Annotated in this window: 14 protein-coding genes; 6 read left to right on the forward strand and 8 right to left on the reverse strand. The window is 61.4% G+C overall.

Annotation, left to right across the window (positions count from 1 at the left end; genetic code table 11):
- Nucleotides 1-219 precede the first annotated feature (219 nt).
- Nucleotides 220-1200, reverse strand: coding sequence for an undecaprenyl-diphosphate phosphatase (locus AAAX36_RS04930; protein WP_349070464.1), 981 nt, complete (start codon nt 1198-1200; stop codon nt 220-222).
- Between the two features lie 249 nt (nt 1201-1449).
- Between AAAX36_RS04930 and AAAX36_RS04935 the strand changes: the two genes are divergently transcribed.
- A complete protein-coding gene (locus AAAX36_RS04935; RefSeq protein WP_055285548.1) occupies nt 1450-1887 on the forward strand; it encodes a universal stress protein in 438 nt (145 codons plus the stop codon).
- A gap of 205 nt (nt 1888-2092) precedes the next feature.
- On the opposite strand, the gene AAAX36_RS04940 is transcribed toward AAAX36_RS04935, so the two are convergent.
- The 4 genes from AAAX36_RS04940 to purH all read right to left on the reverse strand — a co-directional run bounded on the left by AAAX36_RS04940 (nt 2093) and on the right by purH (nt 6418).
- The gene (locus AAAX36_RS04940; RefSeq protein WP_349074353.1) at nt 2093-3136 is read right to left on the reverse strand and encodes a sensor histidine kinase; all 1044 of its coding nucleotides are present in this window, start codon (nt 3134-3136) and stop codon (nt 2093-2095) included.
- Nucleotides 3137-3145: 9 nt separating this feature from the next.
- Nucleotides 3146-3817 (reverse strand): response regulator transcription factor, encoded by a 672-nt coding sequence (locus AAAX36_RS04945; RefSeq protein ID WP_349074356.1) that lies wholly within the window; start codon nt 3815-3817, stop codon nt 3146-3148.
- Between the two features lie 180 nt (nt 3818-3997).
- Entirely contained in the window at nt 3998-4729 is a 732-nt protein-coding gene (locus AAAX36_RS04950; protein ID WP_349074359.1) for a hypothetical protein, read from the reverse strand.
- Between the two features lie 81 nt (nt 4730-4810).
- A complete protein-coding gene (purH, locus tag AAAX36_RS04955) occupies nt 4811-6418 on the reverse strand; it encodes a bifunctional phosphoribosylaminoimidazolecarboxamide formyltransferase/IMP cyclohydrolase (RefSeq protein WP_349074360.1) in 1608 nt (535 codons plus the stop codon).
- A gap of 277 nt (nt 6419-6695) precedes the next feature.
- On the opposite strand from purH, the gene AAAX36_RS04960 reads away from it, so the two are divergent.
- Nucleotides 6696-7337, forward strand: coding sequence for a GNAT family N-acetyltransferase (locus tag AAAX36_RS04960; RefSeq protein ID WP_349074363.1), 642 nt, complete (start codon nt 6696-6698; stop codon nt 7335-7337).
- Between the two features lie 516 nt (nt 7338-7853).
- Here the strand turns inward: AAAX36_RS04960 and AAAX36_RS04965 are convergent.
- Nucleotides 7854-9797: a DUF2207 domain-containing protein gene (locus AAAX36_RS04965; protein WP_349074364.1), complete on the reverse strand. Its 1944-nt coding sequence runs from the start codon at nt 9795-9797 to the stop codon at nt 7854-7856.
- A 515-nt stretch (nt 9798-10312) separates the two neighbouring features.
- Between AAAX36_RS04965 and gluQRS the strand changes: the two genes are divergently transcribed.
- Entirely contained in the window at nt 10313-11323 is a 1011-nt protein-coding gene (gene gluQRS / locus AAAX36_RS04970; RefSeq protein WP_349074366.1) for a tRNA glutamyl-Q(34) synthetase GluQRS, read from the forward strand.
- A 15-nt stretch (nt 11324-11338) separates the two neighbouring features.
- On the opposite strand, the gene AAAX36_RS04975 is transcribed toward gluQRS, so the two are convergent.
- Together AAAX36_RS04975 and AAAX36_RS04980 are read right to left on the reverse strand one after the other, a co-directional pair.
- Nucleotides 11339-12064 (reverse strand): metallophosphoesterase, encoded by a 726-nt coding sequence (locus AAAX36_RS04975; RefSeq protein ID WP_349074368.1) that lies wholly within the window; start codon nt 12062-12064, stop codon nt 11339-11341.
- A gap of 85 nt (nt 12065-12149) precedes the next feature.
- Complete coding sequence (locus AAAX36_RS04980; RefSeq protein ID WP_349074370.1) at nt 12150-12389, reverse strand: hypothetical protein; 240 nt, start codon at nt 12387-12389, stop codon at nt 12150-12152.
- A 607-nt stretch (nt 12390-12996) separates the two neighbouring features.
- Here AAAX36_RS04980 and AAAX36_RS04985 point away from each other — a divergent pair.
- Genes AAAX36_RS04985 through AAAX36_RS04995 form a run of 3 tightly spaced genes read left to right on the forward strand, consistent with a single transcriptional unit; the run spans nt 12997 to nt 15622 of the window.
- Nucleotides 12997-13539 (forward strand): DUF4342 domain-containing protein, encoded by a 543-nt coding sequence (locus AAAX36_RS04985; RefSeq protein ID WP_349074372.1) that lies wholly within the window; start codon nt 12997-12999, stop codon nt 13537-13539.
- A gap of 18 nt (nt 13540-13557) precedes the next feature.
- A complete protein-coding gene (locus AAAX36_RS04990; protein ID WP_349074373.1) occupies nt 13558-14343 on the forward strand; it encodes a response regulator transcription factor in 786 nt (261 codons plus the stop codon).
- Complete coding sequence (locus tag AAAX36_RS04995) at nt 14327-15622, forward strand: HAMP domain-containing sensor histidine kinase (RefSeq protein ID WP_349074375.1); 1296 nt, start codon at nt 14327-14329, stop codon at nt 15620-15622. Before AAAX36_RS04990 ends, AAAX36_RS04995 begins: the two co-directional genes overlap by 17 nt.
- Nucleotides 15623-15884: the final 262 nt, after the last annotated feature.

The raw sequence follows: 15884 nt of genomic DNA on the forward strand, positions 1-15884 counted from the left end.
GATTTGGTGCATTGGGGTCAGGTTGCTTTGCACCATGTTGCTGCAAAGTAACCTGACCCCAATGCACCAATCAGGGAGCCACCGATGTCATGGCAACGGCAGCGAGCGGCGGCCAGAGCGAACAAATTGGCATGAAAAAGGGCGGCATAGACCTTTTGGCCATGCCGCCCCCTTTGAATGACAAGTTGTCGCTCTGGCCGTCGCGCAGCGTCAACCAAGTTAGAGGCCGAGCATAGGCTCCAGAACGAAGAAGTATGCGAGCACTACGATGCCCAGGATGATGCGGTAGACGCCGAAGCACTTGAAGTCGTGACGGCGGACGAAGCCCATGAGCCACTTGATGGCGATAAGCGAAACCACAAAGGCCACAACACAGCCCACGCCCAAGATTGCGACCTCGTTGGCGCCGAACGTACCGCCCTTGATGAAGTACTTGACCAGTTTGAGCGCACTCGCGCCAAACATGACAGGGATGGCCAGGAAGAACGTAAACTTGGACGCCACCGAACGCGTGCAGCCCAAAAGCAGGCCACCGATGATGGTAGAACCGGAACGAGACGTACCAGGCACCAGCGAAAGCACCTGGAAGCAGCCGATACCCAGCGCAGTCTTCCAACTCAGGTCCTCGAGCGTGGCGATGGAGCCAAAGTCCAAATTCTCGTCATCGTCCTCATCCTCAGCGGTAGCCGCGGCGGGCGCCGCAAAGTGCGCACCGGCGGGACGTCCGCCCGCCACCACAGCACGCGAACCAAACGAACCGGCAACGGCCATTTCCTCGCGCTTGCTCGCGCGCCAGTTCTCAATCACGATAAACAGTACGCCGTACACAATGAGCGCCAGCGCCACGACGGGAGCATTGTAGAAATGCTCCTCCATCCAGTCGTTGAGCGGCAGACCGATCGCCGCGGCGGGAATGCAGCCGAGCACAATCTTGCCCCACAGCACCCAGGTGTCGCGACGGCCCTCCTTGCCCTTGCTGGGCGAGAACGGGTTGAGCTCATGGAAGAACAGGACGCAGACGGCCAAAATGGCACCAAGCTGAATCACAACCAGGAACATATTCCAGAACGTCTCGCTCACGTTCATCTTGACGAACTCGTCCACCAAGATCATGTGACCGGTCGACGAAACAGGCAGCCATTCGGTGATGCCCTCGACCAGGCCCATGAAGGCAGATTTTAGAAGCTCGATGATATCCAAAGGGACCCCCTCATTAGACACCCGCCGGTAGATGTTCTGCGGACGGTGCGGGCGATGTCCCATTATCAACCGTTGGCGGCACGCCTGTGCCTACCCTTACCAAAAAACTCGCCCGTTCACAGAATTGCGAGCGGTCAAACCGAAATCCTTGGGTATAACTGCAACAAGATAAAGTGTCCGGCGGCCAACGCGCCCGCGCCCGCCCGACGCACGAGCCCCGCGCCCGTGCGATAGACCAAGGAGGAAACCATGAACGAGGGCTATACCAAGGTATTTGTTTCACTCGACGGTACTGAGCAGCAGGATTTTGTGCTCGCACGCGCCATCAAGGTCGCCGCGAACAACGGCGCTAAGCTGATCATCGGCCACGTTATCGACTCCACCGCGCTCGAGAGCGCCGGTTCCTATCCGGTCGACCTGGTCAACGGCTTGGAGGAGGCCTTTAACAACTCCATCGCCAAGCAACTCGAGGAGGCCAAGGCCAATCCCGACATTCCCGAGGTCGAGGTCATGATTCGCACCGGCCGCATTCGTGAGACGCTCAAGGATGAGATGCTCGACGTGGTCAAGCCCGATCTGGTGCTCTGCGGCGCACGCGGCCTGTCCTCAATTAAGTACGCGCTACTGGGCTCGATTTCGACGTTCCTGCTGCGCAATACGGACTGCGACATTCTGGTCGTGAAGTAGCGTTGCTCCCACCGGCCGCGGGGCCTGCGGGGTTTCCACGGGCACGTCCTCGCCGCGTTGCGGCTGCGGGATGTGCCCTTAGGAAACCCCTCCCGGCCCCGCGGCCTTCGCAGCCTTACTTCAGCGAGTTGTCTGAATAGAGGAATGGCGTGCCGCCCCGTTTGGGGCGGCACGTTTTTGTTTGGGCGGACGTCTGCCGCGTGCGTTACTCAAAGTATTGGAACTTGTTGGTTGAGAAGGCAAACGTGACGACGAAGCCTTCGCCGGGCTCGGATGCCGCGGTGACGTCGATGCCCATCTTGGAGCACAGACGTGCCACCAGGTAGAGGCCGATGCCCGTTGCGCGCTTGGTGGTGCGACCGTTGTCGCCGGTAAAGCCCTTCTCGAACACGCGGGGCAGGTCGGCCGCGCTCACACCACAGCCGTTGTCCGCGACGGTAAGCTCGATGCGCTCACTTGCCAGGCCCTCGTCCAGCAACGCGCCCGAAAACGTGATCTTCGCACCATCCTCACGCGCATATTTAATGCTGTTCTGAATGAGCTGGCCCAGAATAAACTCGAGCCACTTCTCGTCGGTAAAGACCTCAAAGTCGAGGTTCTCGCACACCGGAGCCACGTGCGCCGCGATAAGCTCGCGCGCGTTGGCTTTAATCGCGCCCGTCACCAAGGTCTTGAGATCCCAGCGGCGAATCAGGTAGTCGCGCTCCACGACTTCCGAGCGCGCATAGTACAGAGCTTGGTCGATATAGCGCTCCACGCGGGCAAGCTCGCGTGCCAGATCGTCCACGCGCGACAGGTCGTCTTCGCTGCTGTCCAGGTTTTCCAAAATCAGGTGAGCCGCCGCCAGGGGCAGCTTGGCCTCGTGGACCCAGCTCTCGATATAGTCGCGGTAGTCATCGGTCTGGTGCCGGCCTTCCGCCACCTCATCGCATGCCGCCTTGCCCACCCGGCGCAAGACCTCGTACTCGAGCTCGCCCTCGGCATAGGTCGGACATTGCACCATCTCCTGCACCCATGCGGGACTCTCGAGCTCCTCTGCCGCACGCTCCAGCTGGCGCAGAAAACGACGACGGCGCGCGTACTCGATCACGATGCCGAGCATACCAAAGATAAAGGACACGCCAACCGCCACGACCACGATAGAAACGGGTGCACCGGCGACCGTCAGCACAAAGCAGCTCAGCAGCACGCCGCACGTCCACACGGCGACGGGAAGCAGCGCGTCTTTAAAGAACTTGGCAAACGACATAGCCGGCCCCTAGACCGAATAGCCTTGGCCGCGGTGCGTCGTCAAATACCCCTTGATGCCGATTTTTTCGAGCGTGGTGCGCAGGCGGTTGATGTTGACGGTAAGCGTATTGTCGTCCACGAAGGCGTCGGAGTCCCACAGGTCCTGCATGATGGCCGAGCGCGAAACAATCTTGCCCGCGCGGCTCAGAAGCAGTGAGAGGATACGCAGTTCGTTTTTGGTGAGCTCGGTGCTAGTGCCGGTTTGCGTGTTGGTGACCATTGAGCGGGCGAGGTCGAGCTCCAGCCCCTTGTGGACAAGTGCGCTGCGCTCACCTGCCGCCGCGGTGCGACGCAGCAGTGCGTTGATGCGCGCCACGAGCACACGGGCGCTGTAGGGCTTGGGAACAAAGTCGTCCGCGCCGAGCGTCATGGCCATGACCTCGTCAATCTCGGTCGTGCGCGACGTGAGGACGATGATGGGAACCTCGGATTCGCGACGGACCTCATGGCAGATATGCTGGCCGTCCTTGACGGGAAGCGTGAGGTCGAGCAGCACTAGGTCGGGCGCGGCGGCGAGAATATCGCGCGAGACATGCTCAAACGATTCGCATGTCTCAACCTCAAAACCGGCGCGGGCAAGGATGTCGACAAGCTCACGACGAATGGGCTCGTCGTCCTCAACGATATAGATCAGCGCCATGGATTCCGCTCCCCTCTCGGTTGTCTTGCCACCATTATGGCTGCGAAACTGCAGGTGTGCACCGCGCGCGGCGCCAAGGTGACAGAACTGTTCGCGAACGGGGGGCGTTTGGCTCGCCTCGCACTCGCAGCGGTGACGGGGACCAAAATGATTATTAAATCCCCGTCCCAGAATAATCATTTAGCGGCGGGCGCGGAGCTTTTCGTAGCCTTCGGCGAAGAAGGCAACCGTAGCGGCGTCGGCCTCGGTGGCGTCCGTCTCGGTTGCGGGGACCACGCCGTGCTCGTCGCTCACTAGGAACAGCGCGCCCTTAAGCTGCGCGGGAATGTCTACGCGCGTGACCGGGATGCCCTTGGTCTGGGCCAACTGCTCGATGAGCGTCGCCGTGCCACACAGGAACTCGTCCGCCGGCGCCACAAAGGCGAGCTCGCCGTTGTTGACGGCGGCGAGCAGCTCGGGCGCCACGCCGGTCTCGTCGGCCTCGGAGCGGGCCTCGGCGGAACGGGCACGCAGCGCCTTGGCCGACGTATCGGCCAGCGGCTCGTACTCGCCCACCGTCATGGCGGCGTTGCCATTGACGTCGATCACCAGCATGAGTACGCCGTCGTGCGCAGTGTAATCGCCCTCGGCAAGCGACCACTCAACGTGCTGTTTAGCCCAGCTGAGCATGTTATGGGTAAGCGGCTCGCCCTGCACCAGGCGCTCGGACAGTGCGCGAATGTGGCGGTTGAGCATGGGCACCTTTTTGTTGGACATGCGCCAACGGCAGACAAGCGCGGGCTTGTCGAGCGTGAACTTCTCGACCGCCTCCTGATTGGCGCAAAAGTCCTCGTACGCACGCTGATCCTCGGCATTGCCAAACAGCTCGGCATCATCAATCTGGGGCATGGTCATACCTTTCGTGTTAGTCATTCCGTCCTCTTATACCAAAAAGACGGCCCTCCAAACGGAGCAGCCGTCTTTTGCGGAGATTATTTTGTCCCAAGGCGGAACTTAGTGGCGGAAGTGGCGGGCGCCGGTAAAGACCATAGCAATATTGTGCTCGTTGCAGGCCTGGATGCTTTCGTCGTCGCGCTTGGAGCCGCCGGGCTGGATGATGCAGGTCACGCCGTGTGCAGCAAGCACGTCGACGTTGTCGCGGAACGGGAAGAACGCATCGCTTGCACAGGCAAAGCCGCCCTTCTCCACGCCCTCGCGCTCGCAGAAGTCCTCGGCGCGCTCGCAGGCAAGTAGCGCAGAGTCAACGCGGTTAGGCTGACCCGGGCCCATGCCAATGCCGGCCTTACCCTTGGAGACCAGGATGGCGTTGGACTTAACGCCCTTGCAGACCTTCCAGGCAAACTCGAGCTCGGCCATCTCGGCGTCGGTGGGCTTGCGGTCGGTGGGGAACGTAAAGGTCGCGGGATCCTCGATCACGTGGTCGACCTCCTGCACCAGCATGCCGCCGTCGACGGAGCGCAGCTCCACCTGAGCGCCGTGGTCCACGCCGCCGGTCGCCAACACGCGCAGGTTGGGGCGCTTGGCCATGCGCTCGAGCGCCTCGGCGGTGTAGCTCGGGGCGATGATGACCTCGACGAACTGCTTGTTCTGATCGGCAAAGTGCTCAACCAGATCAAAGGGAACCTCGCGGTTGCAGGCGATGATGCCGCCGAAGGCGCTCTTGGGATCGCAGGCAAAAGCGCGGTCGTAGGCAGCCGTGATGTCCTCGGCAACGGCGGAACCGCAGGGGTTCTGGTGCTTGAGGATTACGCAGGCCGGCTCGTCGAACTCGCGGACCAGGTTCCAGGCGGCGTCGGCATCCAGATAGTTGTTGTAGCTGAGCGGCTTGCCCTGGATCTGCTTGGAGCCCACGAGCGGGAACTGCGAGCTCGCGGTGTTCTCGCAGCCCTCGGCAAAGCGATAGACTGTGGCTTTCTGCTGCGGGTTCTCGCCATAGCGCAGGTCGTCGACCTTCTCCAGCGAAATCTCGAGCTTGGCAGAGGTGTCCGCCACGTCGCTTGCCTGGGCGGCGAGCCAGCGGGAGATGGCCGTGTCGTAGGCGGCGGTGGTCTGGTAGACCTTCACCTGCAGGCGACGACGGGTGGAAAGCGTGGTGCAGCCACCGGTCTCGTGCATCTCGGCCAGGACGGCATCATAGTCGGCCGGATCGGAAATGACGGTAACGCTCGTGGCGTTCTTGGCGGCAGAGCGCAGCATGGAGGGGCCACCGATGTCGATGTGCTCGATGGCGTCCGCGAAGGTGACCTCGGGGTTGGCGACGGTCTTCTCGAACTCGTACAGGTTGACGACGACCAGGTCGATCAGCTTAATGCCGTGCTGAGCCGCCTCCTGCATGTGCTGCTCGGAATCGCGGCGGGCCAGCAGCGCGCCATGAACCTTGGGGTGCAGGGTCTTAACGCGGCCGTCCATCATCTCGGGATAGCCCGTGAACTCCTCGATGGGGGTTACGGGAACGCCCGCGTCCTCGATGGCACGAGCCGTGCCGCCCGTAGAGATGATCTCGACGCCAAAGTCGTCAACCAGCGTCCGTGCGAAATCGACGACGCCCGTCTTATCGGTAACCGAGATCAACGCGCGTGCGATCTTCACATCAGATCCCATGCAGTCCTCCTGTCTGGTACGCCGCCGTGCTCTGTGAGTCGGTGATACGTCGATCTGCAGCGCTCGCGCAGCGGCATTGAAAATACTGATTTAATGTAGCGCATCGAGCGCATCGATGCACCCCGCAACGGGCGCATGTGCAGAAAAAGTTTGCGAGCGGAGGGGATGGGCATGGCACCGGGCACGGTGAGTTCATGGAACACCGGGGCACCATAATTAGATGCCAATGGCGTGGTAGAACTGTACTCGATATGCATCCGCAAAAGAAAGAGGCACCATGGTCTCGCGGGTTCTCTACCGACCGTTTGATACCGAAGACTTCGACGCCATCGCGCTGATTCTGCAGCAGCTTTGGCATAACAATTCGGATAACGATGAGTACAACCGCCTTGAGGCCGCGTGCGACCTCGCCTATTGCCTTTCGTCGTCGACGTTTTCACAGGTTGCCGTAATCGACGGTCAGGCGCGCGGCATTGCACTTGCACGCGCAGGACAGAGCTCCGGCGCTAGCGTCAACGAACATTGGATGGATACTGAGCGTGCACTGCTGTCGCAGATGCGCGAGCTAGAACCCGAGTCGTGCGCCGAGTATCTCTCGTTTGTGCGCACCACCATTCGAACCAACAACCGCCTGCTCGAGAGCAGCCCGTTGCCACACGACAACGAGGTCACGCTACTTGCCGTGGATCGCGATGTCCATGGCCTGGGCGTTGGCACGGTTCTGCTCGACGCCGCGGTCTCGCACCTGTCTTCGCTTGGAGCGACGAGGGCGCACCTGTACACCGACTCCAACTGCTCGTGGAAGTTCTACGAGCTGCACGGCTTTAAGCGCACGGCCACGCACCGCGCCAACCGCGAAGAGCGCCGCCACGCCATGCCGCGCGAAAGCTTCCTCTACGAACTGGACCTAACAGTCTAAAACCCGGCAGTTAGGGACGTTCCTCTTGTGCCGGCACCCCGGGACACTCCTTGGCAGCAGCCGCACCTAGTCGTTGGGGACGTTCTTAAATGACTAGTCGTTGGGGACAGTCTTGATCAAAACGACCGACGAAGCCCTTCTTGAGGTCGCTATATAGGGGTTCACATATAGCTGTGGTCAAAAAACATCAAATATGAGTACTGTTACCTTTTTAGTGGCAGCGAAATTCGGCTTTTTCGGGTCTCTTAGACCTCTCGACGCGTTGGATGAACTAACGTATCTCCCCAAATGTACAATAAAATGGATTTCTAACGAGAAACAATCTCGTTAGGAGTCCATTTTTTAGTACAAGCAAATGTGACAATCTAGGCAACAGTACTCATATTTGGCATTTTTTGCCCACTGCCCCTTGCGCGAAGGTCCGCAGCGGAAAGTATGGCCCGTTTCGATGCACAAAAATGGGATGGATCTTCCCTGGCAACCGCCCAGAAAGGTCCACCCCAAAGCAAGCGCTCGCTAGAACGTTCCGCCGCCGCCACCGCCGACGCCGCCTCCGCCGCCGCCCGAGAAGCCGCCGCCACCGCCGCCGCCCGAGCTGTCGGAGCTCGAAGCCAGCTCACGGATGCTCTCGTGATACACATCGTTAAATGAATCGAGCGGCGAATCGATACCGTAATGATGGTAGTACCACCAGTAGCAAGGGTAATTGTCGTAGAAACCGTCGGCCTCGCGCACCTCGGGAGGAACAGCCTCGGCAAGCTGACGCAGGACTTCCTTCGAAACGCCCAGCGCCGCACCCATCACCAGCAGCTTGTTCCACAGTACCAGATCGCCGGGGACGGCTTCCTTTAGGCGCGTGAAATCCTCGAGCCAATGCTTAAGCGCCTTGCAGCGAGCCGCAACCTCGGCGCCCTCCGGCGTAAAGCGGCGGAACGTAAGGCCCACGCCAATACCCACCAGCACAATCGGCACCGAGATAACCGCGGCGATAATGTTCACCTGCGCGCCGTCAGTAAAGAAAATGGATCCCACGGGAACAAAGGCGATCAGAATACCAAGAACCAGGCAAAACACCATTGCAACGATGCCGTCCGAGGCAACGTACTCGCTATCGGCCAGCTTGCCCTTAACGGTGTTCTGATAGTCCTCGAGCTTGTCCCCCACGGGCGTAGCGTGCTGTTTAACGTAGTGCTGCAGCTCGTCAAACGTGCGCGAGCGATCGCCGTTCTCGTCGGGCTTAGCACCGGCAAAGAAAACCTTGAGCACCATGTGGTCAATGCCCTTGGCCGATTTCCAGCCCGCATCACTCACCATCACGCGATACGTCTGCTCTTCTTTTTCGCGCTTCAGCAGACCCTTCTTGGCCTTGGTCACGGTCGCCTGCTCCAGCTTGATCACACGGTCGTCAGTGAGCTTCATGAGCGTAGCGATATATGCCTGATCGGGCACCTCGTTCCAGCTCATGAGGGCCGAAAGTACGGCGGGATGGTCGGCCGAAGGCACATCGCGGAAATATTCGTCCTGGAAAAGCGGCTTGGGCTTGCGGCGGCGCAGCTTGAGCACAACGATTGTGCCGGTAAATGCCACCGCCGCGACAACACTTAGCGCGGCAAGTGCATTGGCAATCATGCGAGCGTGAGCGCGGCGGGCGTTAGCTTCGTCGGCCCACGCCTTCTCCTCGCTCAGGATTGTCGGCATGCGCTCCTCACTTGAAGCGGAAAGCCATGGCACCCAGTCGCTGGGGAAGGCGATGCGCGCCTCGGCGAATTCGCCCTGATGCACGCAGGGAATGGTATAGGTGACCATGGGTTCATCCGCATCGAGTGACACGTCGCCCGTCAGCGGACCGTGACCCCATGCGCGGAAGTTATCGCCCTTGACGGCCGCCGTCCCGGCAGCGGCATTTGCGAAGTACACTTCCATCTCGACATCGTCGGAATCCGCGGACCAGCCGTCACCCACGAACTTCCAGTAGAGCTCGGCGGTATCGGCCCAGTTCATGACCGCACCGGTCATGATGTAGCTCACGTAATAGATCGCGCTATCGCCGCTCTCGTGGGGGCTGAACACCTTAATCCTTACGCCGTCACCGGTCTGCTCGACCGTGTAGACGCCAGAGTCGCCCTTGTTCGCGCTATCGACTTTGTTAAACGCGGTGTCCTCTTCCTCGACACTCAGCACGTCGACGCCCGCCGTGCCGCCCTGCTGGTTGGTGCCCGTATTGATCTCCCAAAACACGCCGTTGATGTCGTCGTCGAAATCGAACTGGCGTCCCTCGACAACGGTCAACGATCCATCGGCCTCAACCGTGGCGCCGATGTAGGTTTGGCTCATGGAGTAGCCGTCGGCGTGTGCGGCGGCAGGCAGCAGCAACAACGCAAGCGCGACGAGTGCGCAGACGGAAGCGAATCGCGCGAATAGGCGGCGCTGCCGACAGGTCTTGGCAACGGGGGCGTTCATAGGCACATCCTTTGTCTGTGATACCAACAGCGTCATTGTCCCACGTTTACGGGCGCACATGACGAATATCTAGGCGACCGGAGCGCCAAATGGGACAAAAGTCACGCCCGCCGCCAGCAGCTAGTCATTGGGGACGTTCTTAAATGACTAGCCGTTAGGGACACTCTTTGGCATGGCATGCACCAACGATAGATACCATTTCACAGCTCCGTCACAGGTGTAGTGGCTTTGTGTGGGCGCGGCATGCGCTGATTGAGCCGCCAGCCGAGGGGCATAAAGCAGTTGAGCGAAAACGGTTTGCCCCTTTGCCGTTCGCTCGAGGATCATGTCCCCCTTTTCCGCGGAAACCCCGGCAGTTGCGAAGAGCTGCCGGGGTTTCTGTCGTCTAAGGCGCCGAATTGATGGACAGGAATCAAAGCGCCGAGTCTGCGGCCCGCCATACGCAATGCGGGGCTTCGACAACTTGCGGACCACAGTGACGTCTCCCCATCGCGCCCCGCGCTATACTCGTCCGCATGGATATCAAAGCACGCAACATAGCAACGCCCGCCGCGGACGCGCCAACGACGCCGCCCGCCTCTGCCCCCGCGCCCGTCGTGGGCCGTTTTGCCCCGTCGCCCTCGGGCCGCATGCACCTGGGCAACGTGTTCAGTTGCCTGTGCGCGTGGCTTTCGGCCCGCAGCCAGGGCGGCCGCATCGTACTGCGCATCGAGGACCTGGACGATCGCTGCAAGCGCCCGGAACTTGCCGCTCAACTGATTGACGACCTGGCCTGGCTGGGGCTTGAGTGGGACGAAGGCCCCTACTACCAGCACGATCGCCTGGACTTGTACGAGGACGCCCTGCACCAGCTGCAAGACGCCGGCCTCACCTACCCCTGCTTTTGCACACGTGCCGAGCTCCACGCCGCAAGCGCACCGCACGCCAGCGACGGCACGCCCATCTATCGCGGCGCCTGCCGAGGGCTTTCGGCCGAAGAGGTCGCCCGCCGCAGTGCCCTGCGCGCCCCGGCCACGCGCCTGCGCGTGCCCGCCGTCGACGACCTCGCAGACGATGTGATCGAATTTGTGGACCGCACGTACGGCGCCCAATGCGAGGCACTCGCCACCGAGTGCGGCGACTTTTTGGTGCGCCGCAGCGATGGTGTTTTTGCCTATCAGCTAGCCGTGGTGGTCGACGACGCCGCCATGGGCGTCACCGAGGTCGTGCGCGGATGCGACCTGCTGGGCTCCACGCCGCGCCAAATCTACCTGCAGCATCTACTGGGACTGCCCACGCCGCACTACGCGCACATTCCGCTGCTCATGTCACCGGACGGCCGCCGCCTTTCCAAGCGCGACCGCGATCTGGACCTGGGCGAACTACGCGCCCGCTTTGGCACGCCCGAGGCACTACTGGGCTGGCTCGCCGGGCAAACAGGCATCGCGCCAGACACCACGCCGCGCTCTGCCGAGCAGCTGGTCGAGCACTTTAGCTGGAACGTCATCCGGGAGCATCGGGAAAACATCACTGTAACGGTCGAGTAGCCAGCCACCGCGCCTCTACGCAACATCCCAGGGCTGGAGTTCGTCGCCTAGGCGAACGATGCAGTCGTAGAGCACGGTGTGGCGCTCGGCCGGATTGGCATCCCGATGAAAATGTCCGTAGTACCAGCGCTTGTAATCCAAGCGGTCTTCCAGCTCATCGAAAAATGCCGTAAGCCGATCAACGGCGGGGTAATTCCAGCCGGGTGCCGGATAAAGCGCGGGCGAAAGCATACGCGTTGAGCAGGTGTGGGTGACCACGTAGTCGACCTTCCAGCCCGCGCTGTCGAGCTTTGCCCGCGTCTCCTCAAAGTTGCGCTCGTCCGGCAGCTCCTGCGGCCACCAGCTGGAATACGGAATGCGGTATTCCTTGTCCACGCTCGTGGCGCCACCCATGGTAAAGATCATTGAGCCGTCGAGTTCAAAAACCTCGCCGCGCGTCAGGCGCCGTATGGGAGAGGTGTCCGACAGGCGCTGCGTCAGCCCGCCGTGCCACAGCTCCATGGGACGCTCCGCCCAGTGATCGAAACGCTCGTGGTTGCCGTCGACGAACAGCACGGTATAGGGGCGCGACTCCAGCCAAGCGATATCGGCGCATTCCTCGGCAGAGAAATCCCACGGAAAGCCAAAGTCGCCCGCGACAATCAGATAGTCGTCGCTCGTCAGGCTATCCCCAAGGTCCCAATCGCGCAGCTTTTGCATGTCGAGGCCGCCATGGACGTCGCCCGTCACATAGACCGTCATCGGATCACCACTTCCCTGTAAGTCGCTAGACCGCATTCTGCACGATCACTAAGCCAACCGTTCCAGCCCTTCCACCCCTTAGGGCTTACCCTTCGTTCTTCCATCCAAACGGGTCAAGCACCCAAAAAACCAGATCGAGCACGCCGCCGGTCATCATGGCGCCGGCAAGGGCCATGCAAACGTGCAGAGAGCTGGCACTTCGGAGCACGTCGAATGGCCCCAGAACAGCCAGCAGCGCAACCGCTGCGCCGACAAGGCACAGCGCGAGGCACGGCCCTGCGTCCCTGACGCACTTCTTTGCGAGATGCTTGGTGTTGTCACTCATCAATATCGAACTCCTTAGAGGGTCGTCGTTCAGATGCATGCCGCCGCGGCAGAGCAGGGCGGCAGGGAAAGTGTCACATGTCGTGCGGACATCAATGGAGAAACCGCCTGCTCGACCAACCCTTGACGCCGTTTTGCACCGGCGCCCCATCCCCGTTATCGAGGTCTAATACTTTTCCGCGAAGTGAACGGCTGTTTTTGGACCCCTGGAGCATCCGCATTTTTCAACGGCAAACTCGCAGGATTCCGGCAGCAAAACCGCAGGAAACGGCACCTCTCAAGTGTCGATGCTTCGGGTGTCCGCTTTCACTCGTTCACTTCTCGGAAAAGTATTAAACCTCGCTGTCGGCCGCCCCAAAGACCTGTCCTCCCCTTCCCCACGCCGCGCAAAACCGGCCTTCCCCTTGCCTGCGCGCCCCGCGTCACGCGCTTCGCCACCCAAAAACTCATCCACCATTAATCTTGGCTCAAGAATCACTTAATCTATAACCTGCACTATAGAGTTCGACCAAGGGCGGGGCGGCGCCGCGCAACGCAGGCCGCCGAACGCAACGCTCGCGCCCGGGCAGATCGCCTGGCGTCGCGCCCATCGAACGAAAGGACAGGTCATGGACGACCTCGAAAAAGTTGAAACCATCCGCACCAAGTGCAACGTGAGCTACACCGATGCCAAGGCAGCGCTCGACGCCGCCGACGGCAACGTTCTGGATGCCATCATTTGGCTCGAGTCGCAGGGCAAGACCCAGACCACGTCGGCGCACGCCGCCACCGAGTCCGCGCCGGTCGACGAACCCTCGGCCGAGATGGTCGCCGCGCAGGCCGCCTACGAGAAGTCGAGCGAAAAAACTGACTTCTCCAAGAAGATGGACAGCGTGTGGGAGTACCTTAAAAAGCTCTTCCGTCTGAGCCTGGACACCAAGTTTATTGCCACACGCCGCGACGCCATCATCCTCAACATCCCCATCCTGATCCCCATCGTCGCCCTGTTTGCCTGGGGCGCCACGATATGGCTGATGCTGCTTGGCCTGTTCTTTGGCATGCGCTATCGCATCGATAGCGACGGCGACGTGCCCGGCAGCATCAACAACCTGATGGATCACGCCGCCGACGCCGCGGACGGCATCAAGCAAAATCTGAACGACGACAAGTAATCGCAGACGGGGGCACGCATGGCACGGATCCTGATCGTAGAGGACGAGGAGAAAATCGCCCGCTTTGTGACGCTCGAGCTTGAGCACGAGGGCTACCAGGTGGAGCACGCCGCCGATGGCCGCACCGCCGTTGACCTGGCGATGGAGCGCGACTACGATCTGATTCTGCTCGATGTACTGTTGCCGCAACTCAACGGCATGGAGGTGCTGCGACGCGTCCGCAAGCACAAGGATGTGCCGGTGATTATGGTCACCGCGCGCGATGCCGTGATGGACAAGGTGGCCGGGCTCGACGCCGGTGCTGACGATTACCTGACCAAGCCGTTTGCGATTGAGGAGCTGTTCGCACGGATCCGCGTGGCGCTGAAGCGCTCGGAGGCCGTGCGGGCGGCTTCGGGCATTGGCGGCGTCGGTGCCGGGACGGGCATGGCGGGCGGCGCGACCGGGAGCGCCGCTGCGATACCCCCGGTCAGCGACTCGACCCAGGCTTCTGCCTCTCCCTCCCCCGCCACGCTCGCCGTGGGCTCGGTCGCGCTCGATCTCGACCGCCGCGAAGTCACGGTCGGCGGCTCGCCCATCGCACTCACGGCCCGCGAGTTCGACGTCCTCGCCCTGCTTATGGCGCATGCCGAGACTGTGCTCACGCGCGAGCGCATCGCGCACGAAGCGCTGGGCTACGAATACGTGGGCGACACCAACAACGTCGACGTACACATCGCGCACCTGCGTGCCAAAATCGAGGACGCCGGCGGTGCCCGCATCATCCAGACCGTGCGCGGGGTGGGCTATGTCTGCCGTGCGTAACGCCGAGGCCAAGCGCGTCACCTCCATCGCCCGCGCCATCAACTGGAGCTATATGTGGCGCCGCCTGTTGAGCTATGTCTGGCTCGACCTGCTACTGGTGGTGATTGCGGCGGCGATCCTCGTCTATGGCTACAACCAAACGCTGCCCGAAGGCGCGTTTACCGCAGGCTGGATTCCCGGCGCCACCGTTCACGGCATGTCGCTGACGCCCGCGCGCGGCTGGGACCTGGCAACGCTCGCCTATACCGTCGAGCTTGCGCACACCAGCAAGACCTTCCCGCTCGCGCAGGACCTCGTCGCGCTATGGCCTCTCTACCTTGTCGTTGTGGGTTGGCAGGTCATCAGCGTGCTCAACATGCTCGGCGGCGCCCGCCGCGTGCGCCGTACCATGGCACCACTCAACGACCTGGCCTTACGCGTGGACGAGCTCGGCCGTATGCAGCTCTCCGGCGGCAAGATGGAAACGCTGGAGCAGGCCATCGAGCGCGCAAGCGTCGACTCGCCGAGCGTCACCACCGGCGACGCCGACCTGGCGAGCATCGAGGTCGCGCTCAACCGCCTGCTGCGCCAGATGCAAGAGGCCAAGCTGCAGCAGATGCGCTTTGTCAACGACGCGAGTCACGAACTGCGCACGCCCATCGCGGTGATTCAGGGCTACGTAAACATGCTCGACCGCTGGGGCAAAGACGACCCAGACGTGCTGGCAGAGTCCATCGCCTCGCTCAAGGCCGAAAGCGAGCATATGCAGGAGCTCGTGGAACAACTGCTGTTTTTGGCACGCGGAGATGCCGGCCGCACCGTGCTGCGGCGCGTGAATACCAACCTGGCTGCACTGGTCGGCGAGGTATGCGAAGAATCGCAGATGATTGATGCCGCGCACGCGTATCGACTGGCTTTTGATACTGCGTTTGCCAGTGACCCGCGCTGCGACGCATCCGTCGATGTCGCGCTCGTGAAGCAGGCTCTGCGCGTGATCGTGCAAAACGCCGCCAAGTACTCGAGTGCGGGAACGACCGTCACATTTGGCATAACACCCGATGCGGGCATGGGCACGATCGACATAAGTGTTGAGGACGAGGGTATCGGCATGAACCAGGAATCCGCAGCTCACGCGTTTGAACGGTTCTACCGCGCTGACAACGCGCGCGATGCCGGCGCACAGGGTTCGGGCCTGGGGCTCGCTATCGCCAAGTGGATCGTCGACAGCCACGGCGGCGTCATCGGTGTGACCTCGGTCGAAGGGGTCGGCAGCCGCTTTTCGATTCGCCTGCCGCGGTAGGGGCGCCTCTCACGAATCGAAGGTGAATGCTTTTCCGCGAAGTGAACGACCTATTTTGGACCCCCGAAGCATCCGCACTTTTTGGCGCCAAAACCGCAAGAAAAACCTGACAAAACCGCAGGAAACGGCGTCTCCAAAGCGTCGATGCTCTAGGGGTTCGATTTCACTCGTTCACTTCGCGGAAAGCCATTCACCTTCGATTTACGGCAGCCCGTCAGTCACCCTCTCGGTATTAAAAATGGGGCAAGGCCACGCGCCTTAC

The sequence above is a fragment of the Collinsella sp. CLA-ER-H10 genome, from assembly GCF_040092475.1.
Lineage (GTDB): Bacteria > Actinomycetota > Coriobacteriia > Coriobacteriales > Coriobacteriaceae > Collinsella.